Raw genomic sequence first — 18097 nt, forward strand, 5'->3', positions numbered from 1 at the left:
CAAAGGAGCCGCACCATGGGTATCAAACTTGGCGATATCGCCCCGGATTTCGAGCAAGAGTCCAGCGAAGGGCGTATCAGATTTCACGAATGGCTGGGCAGCAGCTGGGGGGTGTTGTTTTCTCACCCGGCTGACTTCACGCCCGTTTGCACCACCGAGCTGGGCTACACCGCAAAGCTCAAAGGGGAGTTCGACAAGCGCGGGGTGAAGGCTATTGCCCTGTCGGTCGACCCGGTCGACTCGCACATCAAGTGGATCGATGACATCAACATCACGCAAAACACCACCGTGAACTTCCCGATCCTCGCCGATGCCGATCGCAAGGTTTCGGATCTGTACGACCTTATTCACCCCAATGCCAATGACACGCTGACTGTGCGCTCGCTGTTCGTGATCGATCCGAACAAGAAAGTGCGCCTGACCATCACCTATCCAGCGAGTACCGGCCGTAATTTCAACGAGATCCTGCGGGTCATCGATTCGCTGCAATTGACCGACAGCCACAAGGTCGCGACGCCCGCCAACTGGCAGGATGGCGACGACGTAGTGATCGTGCCTTCGATCAAGGATGAGGAAGAGATCAAGCAGCGCTTCCCCAAAGGTTACAAGGCCGTCACGCCATACCTGCGCCTGACGCCACAGCCCAACCGCTGATCAACCGTTTCAACCACGATCTTTGGGCCGATTCGTCGGCCCTTTTTTTCGCCCGGGATTTGTGGTGTTGGGAAGGGGACTGATTTATTTACAGCGCTTCTTCGCGGCCATCGGAGACTGATTTATTTATCGCGCTTTTTGATAAATCAATCTGTCCCCTTTCACGTTGTCGCAAACGCAAACCCGTGGGAGGGGGCTTGCTCGCGAAGGCTTCATTCCAAACGCGAGAGATATTGCGCAGGTACTGACCTCTTCGCGAGCAAGCTCTCTCCCACATGGAAATTGCTTATTTCTTTTAGTGCTAACCAAATGAATAAATAAGATTTATAGGAATAAAAATCTCCTGTTAAGGTCTGCTTCTTCCTGGCGTATTTGCCGGCAATGAATCCCGAAAACACCTTACTTGTCCGCCATCGTTCGAGCAGGTGCCACCTGACAGCTACAGCAAAGGAGCGCGCCATGCGCACTGTTATTTTGCGTCAAGGCCTGGTTGCTCTGTTTGCCGCGGCGGTGTCGTTTGGCATCGTGTCTCAGGCGCAGGCCGATACCTTGCGAATCGGTTACCAAAAGTACGGCACGCTGGTGCTGCTCAAAGCCAAGGGTTCGCTGGAAAAGAAACTGGCCGACCAAGGCGTGCAAGTGCAATGGACCGAATTCCCCGGTGGCCCGCAGCTGCTGGAAGGCCTGAACGTAGGCTCCATCGATTTCGGCGTGACCGGCGAGACGCCTCCAGTGTTTGCTCAGGCCGCAGGGGCAGATTTGCTCTACGTCGCCGCCGAGCCACCGGCACCGACCAGTGAAGCGATCCTGGTCCCGAAAGACTCGCCGATCACGTCGGTCAAAGAGCTCAAGGGCAAGAAGGTCGTCCTTAACAAAGGCTCCAACGTGCATTACCTGCTGGTCCGCGCGCTGGAAGAAGCGGGCTTGAAATACACCGACATTCAAACCGTGTTCCTGCCGCCTGCCGATGCGCGTGCCGCATTTGAACGCGGCAGTGTCGACGCCTGGGTCATTTGGGACCCGTATCAGGCCGCCGCCGAGCAACAGCTGAAAGCCAAAACTCTGCGCAACGGCACTGGCATCGTCGACAACAACCAGTTCTACCTGGCTACCAAGCCTTACGCGCAACAGCATCCGAAAGTGATCCAGACGCTGGTTGAAGAAGTGCGCGCGGTGGGGGAATGGTCCAAGGCCAACCCTGAAGAAGTCACCAAGCAGGTCGCCCCGTTATTGGGCCTGCCGGAAGACATCACCCGCACTTCGGTCAAGCGTCAGGGCTACGGGGCTTTGTTCATCACGCCTGAGACAGTCGCCGCGCAGCAGAAAATCGCCGACACCTTTTACGAACTCAAGTTGATCCCTAAACCGCTCCGCATCGCTGACGTGATCTGGACTCCGCCCGCTGCTGTTGCGAAAGCACAGTAAGCGCCGGCCCCAACAGGAGACAACTCCATGAGCCTCAGCTCAACCGAACGATTTACTCACAGACTGGCGCCCTGGGTGCTACCGGTCTTGCTGTTGGCAATCTGGCAACTGGCAGTCAGCGCGGGCTGGTTATCGACGCGCATTCTTCCGGCCCCGAGCGCTGTGATTGAAGCTGGCGTGAACTTGGTCCGCAGCGGCGAAATCTGGACCCATCTTGCAATCAGCGGCTGGCGCGCAGGCGTCGGTTTTGCCATCGGCGGCAGCATTGGTCTTGTACTGGGTTTCATCACTGGTCTGTCGAAGTGGGGCGAACGCCTGCTGGACAGTTCAGTGCAGATGATTCGGAACGTGCCGCACCTGGCGTTGATCCCGCTGGTGATCCTGTGGTTTGGCATCGACGAAACCGCCAAAGTGTTTTTGGTCGCCCTCGGCACCCTGTTCCCGATTTACCTGAACACCTACCACGGCATCCGCAATATCGATCCAGCGCTGGTGGAGATGTCGCGCAGCTACGGCTTGTCTGGCTTTCGTCTGTTCTGGCACGTGATTCTGCCGGGTGCCATGCCATCGATTTTGGTGGGCGTGCGCTTCGCCTTGGGCTTCATGTGGCTGACGCTTATCGTCGCCGAAACCATCTCGGCCAGCTCCGGCATCGGTTATCTGGCGATGAACGCCCGGGAGTTTTTGCAAACCGACGTCGTGGTGCTGGCAATCGTGTTGTATGCCGTGCTCGGCAAGCTGGCTGATCTGGCGGCACGCGGTCTGGAACGGGTCTGCCTGCGTTGGCACCCGGCCTATCAAGTACAGAAGGGTGGTGCCGCATGAGCAATCTCCAACAACCGGCAAACCTGTTGCGCGGGATTCCAGTGAAAGTCCGCAATCTGAAAAAAACCTTCGGCTTGCGGGAAGTACTCAAAGACATTGATCTGCACATTCCCGCGGGTCAGTTCGTAGCCGTGGTCGGACGCAGTGGCTGCGGCAAGAGCACGTTGTTGCGCTTGCTGGCCGGGCTGGACAAACCCACCAGCGGCCAACTGTTGGCAGGCTCGGCGGCGTTGTCCGATGCGCGAGAGGACACCCGATTGATGTTTCAGGAAGCGCGTTTGCTGCCCTGGAAGAAAGTCATCGATAACGTCGGTCTTGGCCTCAGTGGCGACTGGCGTCCCAAAGCCCTTGCCGCGCTGGAAGCTGTTGGCCTGGCCGAACGTGCTGATGAATGGCCAGCCGGCTTGTCTGGTGGGCAGAAGCAGCGTGTGGCTCTGGCCCGAGCGTTGATCCATCAACCGCGGTTGTTGCTGCTGGACGAGCCGTTGGGGGCGTTGGACGCCCTGACCCGCATCGAGATGCAGCAACTGATCGAGCGTCTGTGGCAGCAACATGGATTTACCGTGTTGCTGGTGACCCACGATGTCAGCGAAGCGGTAGCGATTGCTGACCGCGTGCTGCTGATCGAAGAGGGCGAGATTGGCCTCGATTTGCTGGTCGATCTGCCGCGTCCTCGTGCTCGCGGCTCTTATCGCCTGGCCGCTCTGGAAACCGAAGTATTGAATCGCGTGCTGTCGATCCCCGGATCGCCGCCTGAACCCGAACCCTTTTCACCGTTGCCCACGCAATTGCGCTGGGCCAATTAACCAAGTCGCCCTACGGCGTCAGACATCGATCTCAAACAGGAAGCCTCATCATGACTATCAAAGCCATCAACGTTCGCAACCAGTTCAAAGGCACCATCAAAGAAATCGTTTTCGGTGACGTGCTGTCGGAAATCGACGTGCAGACCGCGTCAGGCGTCGTGACTTCGGTGATCACCACCCGCTCTGTGAAGGAGCTGGAACTGGTGGTTGGCAGCGAAGTGATCGCGTTCGTGAAATCCACCGAGGTGTCGATCGCCAAGTTGTGATCAATGCGTCGCTCGCAACCCCGAAGCGCGCAAGCCCTTCGGGGGTTTTTGTGGGTTTAGCTGCTTCGCGTTCTTCTGTAGGAGCCAACTTGTTGGCGAGAGGCTTAGCGCGGTATGCCTGATACGCCGCCTCGCGAACAAGTTCGCTCCTACAGAATGTCGGTGTGTTTCGGAAGATAGGGCGGCAGATAAAGGCCTAGATAAGCATCAAACACCCGCATGCCTTCTTCAGCCATGCGTTCGGTGATTTCTTCATGCAACTGCACCGAGCGCGCATAGACCCGGTCTGCGAGTTCAATCGCGAGGGCGAAGACGTCCACGTCGTCAGGTAATGCGGGCAGTTGAAAGTGCCGGGCAAACAGCGCCTGCAGCAGATTGCCCAATTCAATGTCGTGCTGGCGATCGGCCTGGGTGACTTCGGTCAAGCCGTGTTGCGCGAGGATCAACTGCTGCGCTGCAGCATCTTGTCTGTAGATCGCCAGCATGCGCGCTTCAACTACTTGGGTCAGATCCCGCCAAGTGTTCAGCCGGTCATGATCAATGGGCTGCTCAAGGGTCTCGCGAAAGGCTGCGTGCACATCAGCGGTGAGAGCCTGGAGCAAGGCTGGCACGCTGGCGAAAAAGTGATAAACCGAGGAGGGCGGGATCTCGGCGCGCTCGGCCACGCTGTAGATCGACAGCCCCGCCACACCTTCTGTTGCCAGCAGCGTGCGCGCCGCGTCGAGGATCGAGTCGATCCGGGCCTGGCTGCGTGCGCGGGGTTTGCGGGGTGTGGCGGGGCGGGTCATCGGAGGGTCTCTGGGCGCGCGGGGTTGGGGGATTGTACGCGACGCCGTGAGTTCAGATGCGGACCTTGTAGGAGCGCGCTTGCCCGCGATTGTGTTGTGTCAGCCAACTCATTCATAACTGATCCACCGCCATCGCGGGCAAGAGCGCTCCTACCGTTCTTCGTCGCTGTCACAAAAAACGCCGCCAACCCTCTCGGGCCAGCGGCGTTCTTTTTATTGCGCACAGCCATCAAACGGTGTGCAGGTACCAGTTGTACTCAAGGTCGGAGATGGAGTGCTCGAACTCCTCCAGCTCGCTTTCCTTGCAGGCGACGAAGATATCGATGTACTTCGGATCGATGTACTTGGCCATGACCTCGCTGTCGTCCAGCTCGCGCAATGCATCGCGCAGGTTGTTCGGCAGACTTTGCTCGTTCTGCTCGTAGGAGTTGCCTTCCACGGGCGGGCCCGGTTCGATCTTGTTGGTCAGGCCGTGGTGAATACCGGCCAGCACCGACGCCATCAACAGATACGGATTGGCATCTGCACCGGCAACCCGGTGTTCGATGCGCACCGAGTCTGGTGTGCCGGTCGGTACGCGTACAGCGACCGTGCGGTTGTCCAGACCCCAGCAGGGCGAGTTGGGCACGTAGAACTGAGCACCGAACCGGCGATACGAATTGACGTTCGGACACATGAACGCCATCTGCGCCGGTAGGGTCTCGAGCACACCGCCGATCGCATGACGTAATGCGGCGTTCTGCTCGGGATCCTCGCTGGTGAAAATGTTTTTGCCATCGCGATCAAGAATCGAGATGTGGACGTGCAGACCATTACCCGCCTGGCCAGGATACGGCTTGGCCATGAAGGTGGTGTCCATCTCATGGTCGTAGGCGATGTTCTTGATCAGCCGCTTGAGCAGTACCGCGTAGTCGCATGCCTTGAGGGCATCAGCGGTGTGGTGCAGGTTCACTTCGAACTGCGCCGGGGCACTTTCCTTGACGATCGCGTCGGCAGGAATGCCTTGCTCCTTCGCACCTTCCAGAATGTCCTGGAGGCAATCGACGTATTCGTCGAGGTCGTCGATCAGGTAGACCTGGGTCGAGTGCGGGCGTTTGCCGGAAATCGGCGAGCGCGGAGGTTGCGGACGACCGTTCACGTTCTCCTGATCGATCAGGTAGAACTCCAGTTCGAACGCTGCGCAAATGGTCAGACCCATTTCATCGAACTTGCTGACCACCTGACGCAGTACTTCACGCGGGTCGGCAAAGAAGGGCGTGCCTTCCAGTTCGTGCATGGTCATCAGGAGTTGTGCGGTAGGACGCTTCTGCCAGGGCTCATTGCAGAGAGTGTCAGGGATTGGATAACAGATTCGGTCTGCGTCACCGATGTCCAGACCCAGACCGGTGCTTTCCACCGTTGAGCCATTGATATCCAGAGCGAAAAGAGAAGCTGGGAGGTTGATGCCTTTTTCGTAAACCTTATGAAGGCTGGTGCGTTCGATGCGCTTGCCGCGCACCACTCCATTCATATCTGCAATCAGAAGGTCAACGTATAGAACCTCAGGATGTTCCTTAAGGAACGCGTTCGCTTCGTTGAGCTGAACGGCACGCGGGGGTACCGACATGATGCAACACCTTTGTTGTTGAAAATATCAATCATCGAGCATTACGGGTTTCAGTCAATCCGAAAGCCCTCATGAAGTCAAGAGAGCCCGCAATTGCCCTAAAAGGGCGCCGAACGAGCATTTTTGCCGCCCTTTAGGGCAAATTTTAGCGGCTGAACGTCACCAGAACTGCGGGGTTCAGAGGACTGTGTTGTATTTTTTACGGGGGTGTTGTGTAAAAAAATGAACAAGGCTAAGCTCGATTGCAACCCATAACAGCAATAATTCCGGGGGTCACATGTCTCGCCTGCCGCTGATTCTGCCCTCGCTGGCGGCGCTGTTCGATCCTCTCGAAATACCTTCCGTGTCAAAATCCTGCAATCGGGCTGCTCCAGTCTTAATACTGACCCTTTCTGTACCTTCCTGGAAAATCTGCCCGTCGATGCCCGCACGATGGGTTCAAGTATCACCTTATCCCTTATTCGCGCCTCACGCAGAAACCCGGCTATCGTTCAAACGTCCGGCATTTGGCGATGCCCGGGGAAAACCAGCAACATAACGCAGCACAGCGCGACGCCGATGCGTCGAAAAAACGCCTGATCGCCATGACGGCCATCAGGAACCGAAACCCTGAGGTATTTATGAGTACCAACCTCGACCAGCTCACCGATTGGTTGAAAGAGCACAGGATTACCGAAGTCGAATGCATGATCGCCGACCTCACCGGTATCACTCGCGGCAAGATCTCACCGACCAACAAGTTCATCGCCGAAAAAGGCATGCGCCTGCCTGAAAGTGTTTTGCTGCAGACGGTGACCGGCGATTACGTCGAAGACGACATTTATTATGAGTTGCTGGACCCTGCAGACATCGACATGTTCTGCCGCCCGGATCAGAACGCAGTTTTTGTCGTGCCCTGGGCCATAGAACCCACTGCGCAGGTGATTCATGACACCTACGACAAGCAGGGCAACCCCATCGAGCTGTCGCCGCGCAACGTCCTCAAAAAGGTTTTGAAACTCTACGCCGATCAAGGCTGGCAGCCGATCGTGGCTCCGGAGATGGAGTTTTACCTGACCAAGCGCAGTGACGACCCCGACTATCCGTTGCAGCCACCAGTGGGCCGCTCGGGCCGTCCGGAAACCGGTCGCCAATCGTTTTCCATCGAAGCGGCCAACGAATTCGACCCGCTGTTCGAAGACGTCTACGACTGGTGCGAACTGCAAAACCTCGATCTCGACACGCTGATCCACGAAGACGGCACGGCGCAGATGGAAATCAACTTCCGTCACGGTGACGCGTTGTCTCTGGCCGACCAGATCCTGGTGTTCAAACGTACGATGCGCGAAGCCGCGCTCAAGCACGATGTCGCCGCCACCTTCATGGCCAAGCCCATGACCGGTGAGCCCGGCAGCGCCATGCACTTGCACCAGAGCATCATCGACATCGAAACCGGCAAGAACATCTTCTCCAACGAAGACGGAACCATGAGCCAGTTGTTCCTGCACCACATCGGTGGCCTGCAGAAACTCATCCCCGAGCTGTTGCCGCTGTTCGCGCCTAACGTCAACTCCTTCCGCCGCTTCCTGCCGGACACATCCGCGCCGGTGAACGTTGAGTGGGGCGAAGAGAACCGCACCGTGGGCCTGCGGGTGCCGGACGCCGGGCCGCAAAACCGCCGCGTTGAGAACCGCCTTCCGGGTGCCGACGCCAATCCGTATCTGGCGATTGCCGCCAGCTTGCTGTGTGGCTTCATTGGCATGGTCGAGGGCATGAACCCGAGCGCGCCGGTGGTGGGGCGTGGCTACGAGCGCCGCAACCTGCGCTTGCCGTTGACCATCGAAGATGCGCTGGAACGCATGGAAAACAGCAAGACCGTCGAAAAATACCTCGGCGAGAAATTCATCAAGGGCTACGTCGCGGTCAAGCGCGCCGAGCACGAGAACTTCAAGCGCGTGATCAGTTCGTGGGAGCGGGAATTCCTGCTCTTTGCCGTCTGACTATCCCGGTCGCCGATCAATTTCCACCTTGTTGGAAATCGTCGGCGTCCGACACGCGATACCGGAATCTGGAGCGCTACATGAGTTCGAACAACCCGCAAACCCTCGAATGGCAAGCCTTGAGTAACGACCATCACCTGGCGCCATTCACCGATTTCAAGCAGCTCAAAGAAAAAGGCCCGCGCATCATCACCCGCGCCAAGGGTGTTTATCTCTGGGACAGCGAAGGCAACAAGATCCTTGATGGCATGGCCGGTCTCTGGTGCGTCGCCATCGGTTACGGTCGTGACGAACTGGCCGAAGCCGCCAGCAAACAGATGCGCGAACTGCCTTATTACAACCTGTTCTTCCAGACCGCTCACCCACCCGCGTTGCAACTGGCCAAAGCCATCTCCGATGTCGCGCCTGAAGGGATGAATCATGTGTTTTTCACAGGTTCCGGTTCCGAAGGCAACGACACCGTGCTGCGTATGGTTCGTCATTACTGGGCGATCAAGGGTAAGCCGAGCAAGAAAATCATCATCAGTCGCGTCAACGGTTATCACGGCTCTACCGTGGCAGGCGCGAGCCTGGGCGGGATGACTTACATGCACGAGCAGGGCGATTTGCCGATCCCGGGCATCGTCCACATCCCTCAGCCGTACTGGTTTGGCGAAGGCGGCGACATGACCCCGGACGAATTCGGGGTCTGGGCTGCCGAGCAACTGGAGAAGAAGATTCTCGAGCTGGGCGTCGATAACGTGGGCGCTTTCATTGCCGAGCCGATCCAGGGCGCGGGCGGCGTGATTGTTCCGCCGGACACCTACTGGCCCAAGATCAAAGAAATTCTCGCCAAGTACGACATCCTGTTCGTTGCCGACGAAGTGATCTGCGGTTTCGGCCGCACCGGTGAGTGGTTCGGTAGCGATTTCTACGGCCTCAAACCCGATTTGATGACCATTGCCAAGGGCCTGACCTCGGGTTACATCCCCATGGGTGGCGTGATCGTGCGCGATGAGTTCGTCGCTGTGCTGAACGAAGGCGGCGACTTCAACCACGGCTTTACCTACTCCGGGCACCCGGTGTCGGCGGCGGTAGGCTTGGAGAACATCCGCATCCTGCGCGACGAAAAGATCGTCGAACGGGTGAAATCGGAAGCGGCACCATACTTGCAAAAGCGTTTGCGCGAGCTCAGCGATCACCCGCTGGTGGGCGAAGTACGCGGTGTGGGGCTGTTGGGCGCTATCGAGCTGGTGCAGGACAAAGCCACTCGCAAGCGTTACGAAGGCAAAGGGGCCGGCATGATTTGCCGAACGTTCTGCTTCAACAATGGCCTGATCATGCGGGCTGTTGGCGACACGATGATTATCTCGCCGCCGCTGGTGATCAGTTTTGCCGAGATTGACGAGTTGGTCGAGAAAGCCCGCAAGTGTCTGGACCTGACTTTGGAAGCATTACAGGCCTGAATTGTAGGAGCGCGCTTGCCTGCGAAATCGGTATGTCAGGTATGAACATCTCGACTGACAAAACGCAATCGCGGACAAGCGCGCTCCTACAAGGGCGGTTCAGAAAATCATTAACAGTTTCATGAACCCCGGCTTGAAAGATCGCTTTGGAAATTGCCAGACTAATGGCTAGAAGCCGCTACCCTAACGGTCGTGATTAACAATGGAGCTGTACGCATGAAGATATTTGGCAAGACCCTCCTCGCGCTTTCCCTGATGGGCGCAGTGGCCGCAGCTGCTCAGGCCGACGACAAAGTTCTCCACGTTTACAACTGGTCCGATTACATCGCACCGAACACCATCGCAGACTTCGAAAAAGAGTCAGACATCAAGGTCGTCTACGACGTCTTCGACAGCAACGAAACCCTGGAAGCCAAGCTGCTAGCGGGCAAGTCCGGCTACGACATCGTTGTGCCGTCGAATAACTTCCTGGCCAAGCAAATCAAGGCTGGTGTCTATCAGGAGCTCGATAAGACCAAGCTCTCGAACTACAAAAACCTGAACCCTGCGCTGCTCAAGGCCGTGTCGGTCAGCGACCCGGACAACAAGCACGCCTTTCCCTACATGTGGGGCTCGATCGGCATCGGCTTCAACCCGGAAAAGGTCAAGGCTGCGCTGGGTGCTGATGCGCCCGTCGATTCCTGGGACTTGCTGTTCAAACCGGAAAACGCAGCCAAGCTGAAAAAGTGCGGCATCAGCTTCCTCGATTCGCCAACAGAAATGTTGCCGGTCGCGCTGCACTACCTGGGCCTGCCAACCGATTCCCAGAAGAAAGAAGACATCGCCAAAGCTGAAGACCTGTTCAAGAAGATCCGTCCTTCGGTCACCTACTTCCACTCCTCCAAGTACATCTCGGACTTGGCCAACGGCAACATCTGCGTAGCCGTGGGTTACTCGGGTGACGTGTACCAGGCCAAGGCGCGTGCTGAAGAAGCGGGCGGCAAGGTCAAAGTCAGCTACAACATTCCCAAAGAAGGCGCTGGCAGCTTCTACGACATGATCGCGATCCCTAAAGACGCCGAAAACGTCGAAGGCGCCTACAAGTTCATGAACTTCATCCTGCAGCCTAAAGTCATGGCGGAAATCACCAACGCCGTGCACTTCCCGAACGGTAACGCCGCTGCGACTGAGTTCGTCGACAAGGACATCACCTCCGATCCAGGCGTTTATCCACCTGCGGACGTGCTGGCCAAGCTGTATGCGATCGCCGATTTGCCTGCGGCAACGCAGCGGATCATGACCCGCAGCTGGACCAACATTAAATCGGGTAAATAAGCCTTACGCGTCGTCCCTGACGACGCAAACCCCTGTAGGAGCGAACTTGTTCGCGAGGCGGTGTGACTGACACACCGCATCAATCTCTCGCCAACAAGTTGGCTCCTACAGAATTACCGTAAGCCAAATTTCAGGTCCGTCACAAAAAGTTGTTTTGCGAGAAGGGTTTATCACAGGTAAGTTGCGCGCCGGATTTGTCACTGGCGGTCATCACCGTCAACGACGACACGGGCAACAGGCCCACCTACTAAAAGGACTGCAAACGTGTCTATTTCTTTATTTTCAAAAAGCGTGCTCCTCGGCGCAGGTCTGACGTTCGCCGTCAGCGCTTTGGCTGAGTCCACCGTACGCATTTATAACTGGTCCGATTACATCGGCACCGACACCCTGGCGGAATTCGAATCCACCACGGGCATCAAGACCAAATACGACGTCTTCGACTCCAACGAAACCCTGGAAGGAAAGCTGCTCGCCGGTCACACCGGTTATGACGTGGTGGTGCCGTCCAACCACTTCCTTGGCAAGCAGATCAAGGCCGGTGCGTTTCAGAAGCTCGACAAGTCTCAACTCCCCAACTACAAAAACCTCGATCCCGCACTGCTCAAGCGCCTTGAGAAAAACGATCCCGGCAATCAGTACGCCGTGCCGTATCTCTGGGGCACCAATGGCATCGGTTACAACGTCGACAAAGTAAAAGCTGCGCTGGGCGTCGACACCATCGACTCCTGGGCCGTGCTGTTCGAACCCGAGAACATCAAGAAACTGCAGAAATGTGGCGTCGCCTTCCTCGACTCGGCGGATGAAATGCTGCCGGCTGTGCTCAATTACATGGGCCTGAGCCCGAACAGCACCAACGAAGCCGACTACAAAAAAGCCGAAGAGAAGCTGCTCAAAGTGCGTCCCTACGTGACCTACTTCAACTCCTCCAAATACATCTCGGACCTCGCCAACGGCGAGATCTGCGTTGCCGCCGGGTTCTCCGGCGACATCTTTCAGGCTCAGGCTCGGGCCAAGGAAGCCGACAAGGGCGTGAACATCGCTTACGCCATTCCCAAAGAAGGCGGCAACCTGTGGTTCGACATGCTGGCGATCCCGGCTGATGCGCCGGACGTCAAAGCCGCCCACGCCTTCATCAACTACATCCTCAAGCCTGAAGTGATCGCCAAGGTCAGTGACGAGGTCGGTTACGCCAACCCGAATCCGGCTTCGGACAAGATCATGGATCAGGACATTCGCAACGACGACGTGGTGTACCCGCCACAGGAAATTCTGGATCGGCTGTACGTCAATTCCGAATTACCGCCCAAGATTCAGCGTCTGATGACTCGCAGCTGGACCAAGATCAAATCCGGTAAATAAAGACCTCGCGCCCGGCCATGCAGGCCGGGCAGCAAACCAGTTGGGAGTTTCACCCATGGCAGTTGCCTCCGGCGCCTACAAAAAAGCCCTCGAAGGTGATCAGCAACCGAAGCAGGTGCTGGTTAAAATCGATCGGGTCACGAAAAAGTTCGACGAGACGATTGCTGTGGACGATGTGTCTCTGCAAATCAACAAGGGCGAGATCTTTGCCCTGCTCGGCGGATCTGGCTCAGGAAAATCCACGCTGCTGCGCATGCTGGCCGGTTTTGAACGGCCTACCGAAGGCCGCATCTATCTCGACGGCGTAGACATCACTGACATGCCGCCGTACGAACGTCCGATCAACATGATGTTTCAGTCCTACGCGCTGTTTCCGCACATGACCGTGGCGCAAAACATCGCCTTCGGTTTGCAGCAAGACAAGCTGCCCAAGGCCGAAGTCGAAACCCGCGTCAACGAAATGCTCAAACTGGTGCAGATGACCCAGTACGCCAAGCGCAAACCGCATCAGCTTTCCGGCGGTCAACGCCAGCGTGTGGCACTGGCGCGGTCATTGGCGAAGAAGCCAAAACTGCTGCTGCTCGACGAGCCGATGGGCGCGCTGGACAAGAAGCTGCGCTCGCAGATGCAGCTGGAGCTGGTGGAAATCATCGAGCGCGTTGGCGTGACCTGCGTGATGGTGACGCACGACCAGGAAGAGGCCATGACCATGGCCCAGCGCATCGCGATCATGCACTTGGGCTGGATCGCGCAGATCGGCAGCCCGGTCGACATCTACGAAACCCCGACCAGCCGTCTGGTGTGCGAGTTCATTGGTAACGTCAACCTGTTCGATGGCGAAGTGATCGAGGACATGGAAGGTCACGCGCTGATCCGCAGCCCGGAGCTGGAACGCGATATCTACGTCGGCCACGGCGTGAGTACGTCGGTGGAAGACAAGCACATCACCTACGCGATTCGCCCGGAAAAGCTGCTGATCACCACCGAGCAGCCAACGGTCGAATACAACTGGTCGCGCGGCAAAGTGCATGACATCGCCTACCTGGGCGGGCACTCGGTGTTCTACGTGCAATTGGCCTGCGGCAAGCTGGTGCAGTCGTTCGTGGCTAACGCCGAGCGCCGTGGCGCGCGTCCGACCTGGGACGACGAAGTCTTCGTCTGGTGGGAAGACGACTCCGGCGTGGTACTGCGCTCATGAAAGTACGAAAAATAAAGCGCGCCCTGAATCGAATCATCCCCAATGGCCGGCAGATGGTCATCGGGGTTCCGTTTCTCTGGTTGTTCCTGTTTTTCGCACTGCCGTTTCTGATCGTCATCAAGATCAGTTTCGCCGAAGCCGACGTCGCGATTCCGCCGTACACCGAGATATTCACCTACGCCGAGCAAAAACTCGACGTGGTGCTCAACTTCGCCAACTACGCGCTGCTCACTGGCGATGACTTGTACATCTCGGCGTATCTGGGCTCGCTGAAAATGGCGTTCTTCAGCACGCTGCTGTGCCTGTTGATCGGCTATCCGATGGCCTACGGCATCTCCATCGCCCGCAAAGATATGCAAACCGTGCTGTTGCTGCTGATCATGATGCCGACCTGGACCGCGATCCTGATCCGCGTTTATGCGTGGATGGGCATTCTCAGCAACAACGGTCTGCTCAACGCGTTTTTGATGTGGCTGGGGTTGATCAACGAGCCGTTGCAGATTCTCAACACCAACCTGGCGGTGTACATCGGCGTGGTTTATTCGTACCTGCCGTTCATGATCCTGCCGCTGTACGCCAACTTGGTGAAGCACGATCAGAGTCTGCTGGAAGCCGCGTCTGATCTGGGCTCGAGCACCTTCAACAGCTTCTGGAAAATCACTGTGCCGCTGTCCAAGAACGGCATCATTGCTGGATGCATGCTGGTCTTCATTCCGGTGGTGGGCGAGTTCGTGATTCCTGAACTGCTCGGCGGCCCCGAGACGCTGATGATCGGTAAAGTCCTGTGGCAAGAGTTCTTCAACAACCGCGACTGGCCGGTGGCGTCTTCGCTGGCGGTGGTGATGCTGTTGATCCTCATCGTGCCGATCATTCTGTTCAACCGCAGCCAGGCCAAAGAACTGGAGGGCAAGGCATGAGAGGCTTCCGATTCTCGAACCTGATGTTGGTGCTGGGCCTGATTTTCATCTACGCGCCCATGGTCATTCTGGTGATTTACTCGTTCAACGCCTCCAAGCTGGTGACGGTGTGGGGCGGCTGGTCGGTGAAGTGGTACGTCGGCCTGCTCGACAACACCCAACTGATGAGCTCGGTGATGCGCTCGCTGGAAATCGCTTGCTACACAGCCATTGCGGCTGTGGCACTGGGGACCATGGCGGCCTTCGTCCTGACCCGGATCACACGTTTCAAGGGCCGCACGTTCTTCGGCGGTCTGGTGACGGCGCCGCTGGTCATGCCCGAGGTGATCACCGGTCTGTCGCTGTTGCTGCTGTTTGTGGCGATGGCGCAGATGATCGGCTGGCCGCAGGAGCGCGGCATCGTCACCATCTGGATCGCTCACACAACGTTCTGTGCAGCCTACGTGGCGGTGGTGGTGTCGGCGCGCTTGCGTGAGCTGGACATGTCGATTGAAGAAGCGGCAATGGATCTGGGCGCGCGGCCGTGGAAGGTGTTCTTCCTGATCACCATCCCGATGATTGCGCCGTCGTTGGCGGCGGGGGCAATGATGTCGTTCGCCTTGTCCCTGGACGACCTGGTGCTGGCGAGCTTCGTATCTGGGCCGGGCTCGACGACCTTGCCGATGGAGGTTTTTTCGGCGGTGCGTCTGGGCGTGAAGCCTGAGATCAACGCCGTGGCGAGTTTGATTCTGTTGGCAGTGTCGATTGCCACGTTCATGGTCTGGTTCTTCACTCGTCGTGCGGAGAATGCTCGCAAGAAAGCCATTCAACTGGCCATCGAAGAGGCTGCGGCCAACACCTATCAGCAACCCGATCCACGCCGGGCCGCAGCGCCGGTTTGATCAACGATCGATAACCTGTTCGATGAACAGGTTATCTCTGTAGGAGCGAATTTATTCGCGAGCAATGGTCAGGCGATGGAGATGTGTCGCTGTGTTGACCTCTCGCGAATGAATTCGCTCCTACAGAACTCCAGCTTTGCTTAGTTTCCGGGTACCAACCGCAACGTCGACTGCGTATTCCCCGCCACATCCCCCTCACTGAACCGCTCCGGCATGTACTCGCCTTTGACGTAGGCCGCTGCCTGATCCGAGTAATGCTTGTCGAACAACACACCGCTCTGCCCAACTGGATTGATACCCAAGGCATGAGCCGGGTCGGCGAAGTCGATCAGGCGCCGGGTCGATGGGCCGTAGGTCACCGGCCAAGGCGCGGTGGTGATGCGCGCCGACAGGTTGTTCGGCACTTCGTGGGTGCCGGGCGCGGCAAACGGCCCGACGTTGAACAGCATATCCAGCGGCGGCTGGCGGCCCAGCGGATGCTCATGGGTCAATGTGTGCGCCTTGCCCCACATCCATTCGTCCGGGTTCACGCCGTACAGGGATTTCAGGTGCGAAACCGTGGCATGCCAAGCCATCTTCACTGTATTGCCACGGCTCTCCTCGGCGGGCGAGTTGACGTTGTTCCACCACGGTGAATGCTCGTCCGCTGCCAGGCGGGGCAGGGCGCTGTCGATCACTCTTGTGGACAGCAGTGTTTCAAACAGGCCGTCGCCAAGCTGGTCGTGAAAGGTCTTCTCGGTCAGATCGAACAGGAACTGGTTAAACAGCGTGGCGCCCACTGAATCCACGGAGTACTCGCCGTTCCACTGCGCCAGACGCTCAATCAAATCGTGTTCTTCTGGATCGCTGATTACGCTTCGCAACACAGGAATCAGCGGCTTGAGAATCTTCTGCGCGTAATCGGTGCGGGTGCCCAGTTGCAGCTTTTTACTGTTTTGCAGATCCCACTTCACCGAGTTATCACTCAGCTGCTTGTCGAGCTGCTGACCGCGCTCGGCGAGGTTGTAGTAACCCGGAATCTGCATGCCGGTGGGCGAGACGGGCTGGAAGTTCGCGGAAACGATGTAGCCACGCGAAGGGTTTTCTTCCTGCGGGTTGGCGCTGAACGGGTAAAAACCATCCTTGTCCGCTTGCGCGCTGCTGCCGTCGAGAATGAATGCCGGGTTAACGCCTTCAGGCCGTTTCGGCAATTGCGCCGCAGCCCACCAGCCGATGTCACCCTTGGCATTGGCCCAGACCACGTTCAGCCCCGGCGATTGAATCTTCTCAGCGGCACTGCGCATCTTGTCCAGCGTGTCAGCGCGATTGGCTTCGTAGAACCCTTGCAGGATCGGGTTTTCCGATTCGAGGAACGACCACCACATGGCAATCGGCGCGGTGCCGGCGTTGCTCCCCAGTGCGTCGTTGATGATCGGGCCATGGGGCGACTGGCGCAGTGTGAGCGTCACCGAGGTGCCGCCTTTGACGCTGATGTGTTCATCCCGCGAGGTCATGTCGACCCACGCGTCGTGGTACCAGACTTGATTGGGATTGTCGGGATTGACCTTCTCGGCGATCAGGTCGAGGTCATCGTTCTGGAACATCGTCAGGCTCCAGCCAAAATCCATGTTGTGGCCGAGCAGGGCGAAGGGGTTGAGGGCCTGAAAGTGGCCGTACAGCTCGAAACCCGGCGCTGACAATTGCGCCTCGTACCACACCGACGGCACCGAGAATCGGATGTGCGGATCGCCCGCCAACAGCGGTTTGCCGCTTTTGGTGCGAGTGCCCGACACGGCCCAGGCGTTGCTGCCCTCGAATTGCGGCAGGCCGGCTTTTTCCAGCGCCTGCTCGCTGAGCAGGGCGAGATCATTGAGGCCCTTCCAGTCTTTGCTGCCCAGCGTCGGCGCTTGACCGAGTGCGCCCTGTGGCTGCCAGCCCAGATCAAAGACCTTCAGATATTCAGGGCCCAGTTGATCGCGCACATAGGTCAGCAATGGCTCGGTGCGAAACGCGGCGGCGAAGCTGTAGGCCAGATAGCCGCCGATGCTCAGGGTGTCTTCGGCGGTGAAGGGGCGTTCGTTTATGCCGAGCACGTCGAACTCGATGGGTTTGGCGTGGGTGTTCTGGTATTGATTCACGCCGTCCAGATACGCTTCCAACGCCTTCCACTGCGGCGTGTTTTTGTCCTGTTTGGCGACGTAGGCGTCGGCGTGTTCGCGAATGCGCAGGCTGCGAAACAGGCGGTCGGTGTCTAGCAGCTTGGGGCCCAGGACTTCAGCCAGTTCGCCGCGCGCCAGACGGCGGAGCATTTCCATCTGGAACAAGCGGTCTTGGGCGTGCACGTAACCAAGGGCGCGGTAAACGTCCGCTTCGTTTTCGGCCTTGATGTGCGGTACACCGCGCTCGTCGTAGCGCACTGTCACTGGCGCTTGCAAATGCGTCAGCGCCATCTCGCCGTGACGCACTGGCTGTTTGCTGTGGACATACCAAAAGGCGCCGCCGGTGATGAAAACGATCAGGACGAGGAGAACAATGAGGCTGCGTTTCATCCGGGGGCTCAAACGGTAATTGAGAAAGATTTGCAGGCTACAGATTTGCGTTGCTGCTGGGTAGGTGGCCACCGCTCGCCCAACCAATACCGCTTCTGTAGGAGCG

The 18097-nt window shown here is 57.8% G+C and carries 15 protein-coding genes; 12 read left to right on the plus strand and 3 right to left on the minus strand.

The genetic code is table 11. From position 1 onward, the window contains the following. Positions 1-15: 15 nt before the first annotated feature. From ACWKWM_RS01525 to ACWKWM_RS01545, 5 genes are all read left to right on the plus strand, one after another. Positions 16-654, plus strand: a complete 639-nt coding sequence (locus tag ACWKWM_RS01525; protein ID WP_483844417.1) for a peroxiredoxin — start codon at positions 16-18, stop codon at positions 652-654. Positions 655-1113: 459 nt separating this feature from the next. Continuing rightward, positions 1114-2079: a sulfonate ABC transporter substrate-binding protein gene (locus ACWKWM_RS01530; RefSeq protein WP_483844418.1), complete on the plus strand. Its 966-nt coding sequence runs from the start codon at positions 1114-1116 to the stop codon at positions 2077-2079. 27 nt (positions 2080-2106) lie between these two features. After that, complete coding sequence (ssuC, locus tag ACWKWM_RS01535) at positions 2107-2904, plus strand: aliphatic sulfonate ABC transporter permease SsuC (protein WP_483844419.1); 798 nt, start codon at positions 2107-2109, stop codon at positions 2902-2904. Then, positions 2901-3710 carry an aliphatic sulfonates ABC transporter ATP-binding protein gene (ssuB, locus tag ACWKWM_RS01540; RefSeq protein ID WP_483844420.1) on the plus strand — a complete coding sequence of 270 codons (810 nt, stop codon included), beginning with the start codon at positions 2901-2903 and terminating at the stop codon, positions 3708-3710. Before ssuC ends, ssuB begins: the two co-directional genes overlap by 4 nt. Before the next feature lie 50 nt (positions 3711-3760). Continuing rightward, positions 3761-3976, plus strand: coding sequence for a TOBE domain-containing protein (locus tag ACWKWM_RS01545; protein ID WP_133773552.1), 216 nt, complete (start codon positions 3761-3763; stop codon positions 3974-3976). A gap of 149 nt (positions 3977-4125) precedes the next feature. Here the strand turns inward: ACWKWM_RS01545 and ACWKWM_RS01550 are convergent, their stop codons facing one another. Beyond that, positions 4126-4764, minus strand: a complete 639-nt coding sequence (locus tag ACWKWM_RS01550) for a TetR/AcrR family transcriptional regulator (RefSeq protein WP_483844421.1) — start codon at positions 4762-4764, stop codon at positions 4126-4128. A gap of 229 nt (positions 4765-4993) precedes the next feature. Next, positions 4994-6370 carry a glutamine synthetase family protein gene (locus ACWKWM_RS01555; protein WP_268799124.1) on the minus strand — a complete coding sequence of 459 codons (1377 nt, stop codon included), beginning with the start codon at positions 6368-6370 and terminating at the stop codon, positions 4994-4996. 620 nt (positions 6371-6990) lie between these two features. On the opposite strand from ACWKWM_RS01555, the gene ACWKWM_RS01560 reads away from it, so the two are divergent. The 7 genes from ACWKWM_RS01560 to ACWKWM_RS01590 all read left to right on the plus strand — a co-directional run bounded on the left by ACWKWM_RS01560 (position 6991) and on the right by ACWKWM_RS01590 (position 15463). Next, positions 6991-8349: a glutamine synthetase family protein gene (locus tag ACWKWM_RS01560; RefSeq protein WP_483844422.1), complete on the plus strand. Its 1359-nt coding sequence runs from the start codon at positions 6991-6993 to the stop codon at positions 8347-8349. 80 nt (positions 8350-8429) lie between these two features. After that, entirely contained in the window at positions 8430-9794 is a 1365-nt protein-coding gene (locus ACWKWM_RS01565; RefSeq protein WP_483844423.1) for an aspartate aminotransferase family protein, read from the plus strand. Positions 9795-10010: 216 nt separating this feature from the next. Then, the gene (locus ACWKWM_RS01570; protein WP_483844424.1) at positions 10011-11108 is read left to right on the plus strand and encodes a polyamine ABC transporter substrate-binding protein; all 1098 of its coding nucleotides are present in this window, start codon (positions 10011-10013) and stop codon (positions 11106-11108) included. 264 nt (positions 11109-11372) lie between these two features. Continuing rightward, complete coding sequence (locus tag ACWKWM_RS01575) at positions 11373-12467, plus strand: polyamine ABC transporter substrate-binding protein (protein ID WP_483844425.1); 1095 nt, start codon at positions 11373-11375, stop codon at positions 12465-12467. Between the two features lie 55 nt (positions 12468-12522). Beyond that, positions 12523-13665 carry a polyamine ABC transporter ATP-binding protein gene (gene potA / locus ACWKWM_RS01580; RefSeq protein ID WP_483844426.1) on the plus strand — a complete coding sequence of 381 codons (1143 nt, stop codon included), beginning with the start codon at positions 12523-12525 and terminating at the stop codon, positions 13663-13665. A gap of 35 nt (positions 13666-13700) precedes the next feature. After that, positions 13701-14582, plus strand: coding sequence for an ABC transporter permease subunit (locus tag ACWKWM_RS01585; RefSeq protein WP_483835385.1), 882 nt, complete (start codon positions 13701-13703; stop codon positions 14580-14582). Continuing rightward, complete coding sequence (locus ACWKWM_RS01590; RefSeq protein WP_483844427.1) at positions 14579-15463, plus strand: ABC transporter permease subunit; 885 nt, start codon at positions 14579-14581, stop codon at positions 15461-15463. Before ACWKWM_RS01585 ends, ACWKWM_RS01590 begins: the two co-directional genes overlap by 4 nt. 140 nt (positions 15464-15603) lie before the next feature. Here the strand turns inward: ACWKWM_RS01590 and ACWKWM_RS01595 are convergent, their stop codons facing one another. Further along, positions 15604-17991: a penicillin acylase family protein gene (locus ACWKWM_RS01595; protein WP_483844428.1), complete on the minus strand. Its 2388-nt coding sequence runs from the start codon at positions 17989-17991 to the stop codon at positions 15604-15606. Positions 17992-18097 lie beyond the last annotated feature (106 nt).

Source organism: Pseudomonas rosaeacicularis, from assembly GCF_057128745.1.

What these genes read in the sequence shown, in the direction of transcription:
- ACWKWM_RS01525 (WP_483844417.1), top strand. Translation starts at nt 16, where the DNA reads ATGGGTATCAAACTTGGCGATATCGCCCCGGATTTCGAGCAAGAGTCC.
- ACWKWM_RS01530 (WP_483844418.1), top strand. Translation starts at nt 1,114, where the DNA reads ATGCGCACTGTTATTTTGCGTCAAGGCCTGGTTGCTCTGTTTGCCGCG.
- ssuC (WP_483844419.1), top strand. Translation starts at nt 2,107, where the DNA reads ATGAGCCTCAGCTCAACCGAACGATTTACTCACAGACTGGCGCCCTGG.
- ssuB (WP_483844420.1), top strand. Translation starts at nt 2,901, where the DNA reads ATGAGCAATCTCCAACAACCGGCAAACCTGTTGCGCGGGATTCCAGTG.
- ACWKWM_RS01545 (WP_133773552.1), top strand. Translation starts at nt 3,761, where the DNA reads ATGACTATCAAAGCCATCAACGTTCGCAACCAGTTCAAAGGCACCATC.
- ACWKWM_RS01550 (WP_483844421.1), bottom strand. Translation starts at nt 4,764, where the DNA reads ATGACCCGCCCCGCCACACCCCGCAAACCCCGCGCACGCAGCCAGGCC.
- ACWKWM_RS01555 (WP_268799124.1), bottom strand. Translation starts at nt 6,370, where the DNA reads ATGTCGGTACCCCCGCGTGCCGTTCAGCTCAACGAAGCGAACGCGTTC.
- ACWKWM_RS01560 (WP_483844422.1), top strand. Translation starts at nt 6,991, where the DNA reads ATGAGTACCAACCTCGACCAGCTCACCGATTGGTTGAAAGAGCACAGG.
- ACWKWM_RS01565 (WP_483844423.1), top strand. Translation starts at nt 8,430, where the DNA reads ATGAGTTCGAACAACCCGCAAACCCTCGAATGGCAAGCCTTGAGTAAC.
- ACWKWM_RS01570 (WP_483844424.1), top strand. Translation starts at nt 10,011, where the DNA reads ATGAAGATATTTGGCAAGACCCTCCTCGCGCTTTCCCTGATGGGCGCA.
- potA (WP_483844426.1), top strand. Translation starts at nt 12,523, where the DNA reads ATGGCAGTTGCCTCCGGCGCCTACAAAAAAGCCCTCGAAGGTGATCAG.
- ACWKWM_RS01590 (WP_483844427.1), top strand. Translation starts at nt 14,579, where the DNA reads ATGAGAGGCTTCCGATTCTCGAACCTGATGTTGGTGCTGGGCCTGATT.
- ACWKWM_RS01595 (WP_483844428.1), bottom strand. Translation starts at nt 17,991, where the DNA reads ATGAAACGCAGCCTCATTGTTCTCCTCGTCCTGATCGTTTTCATCACC.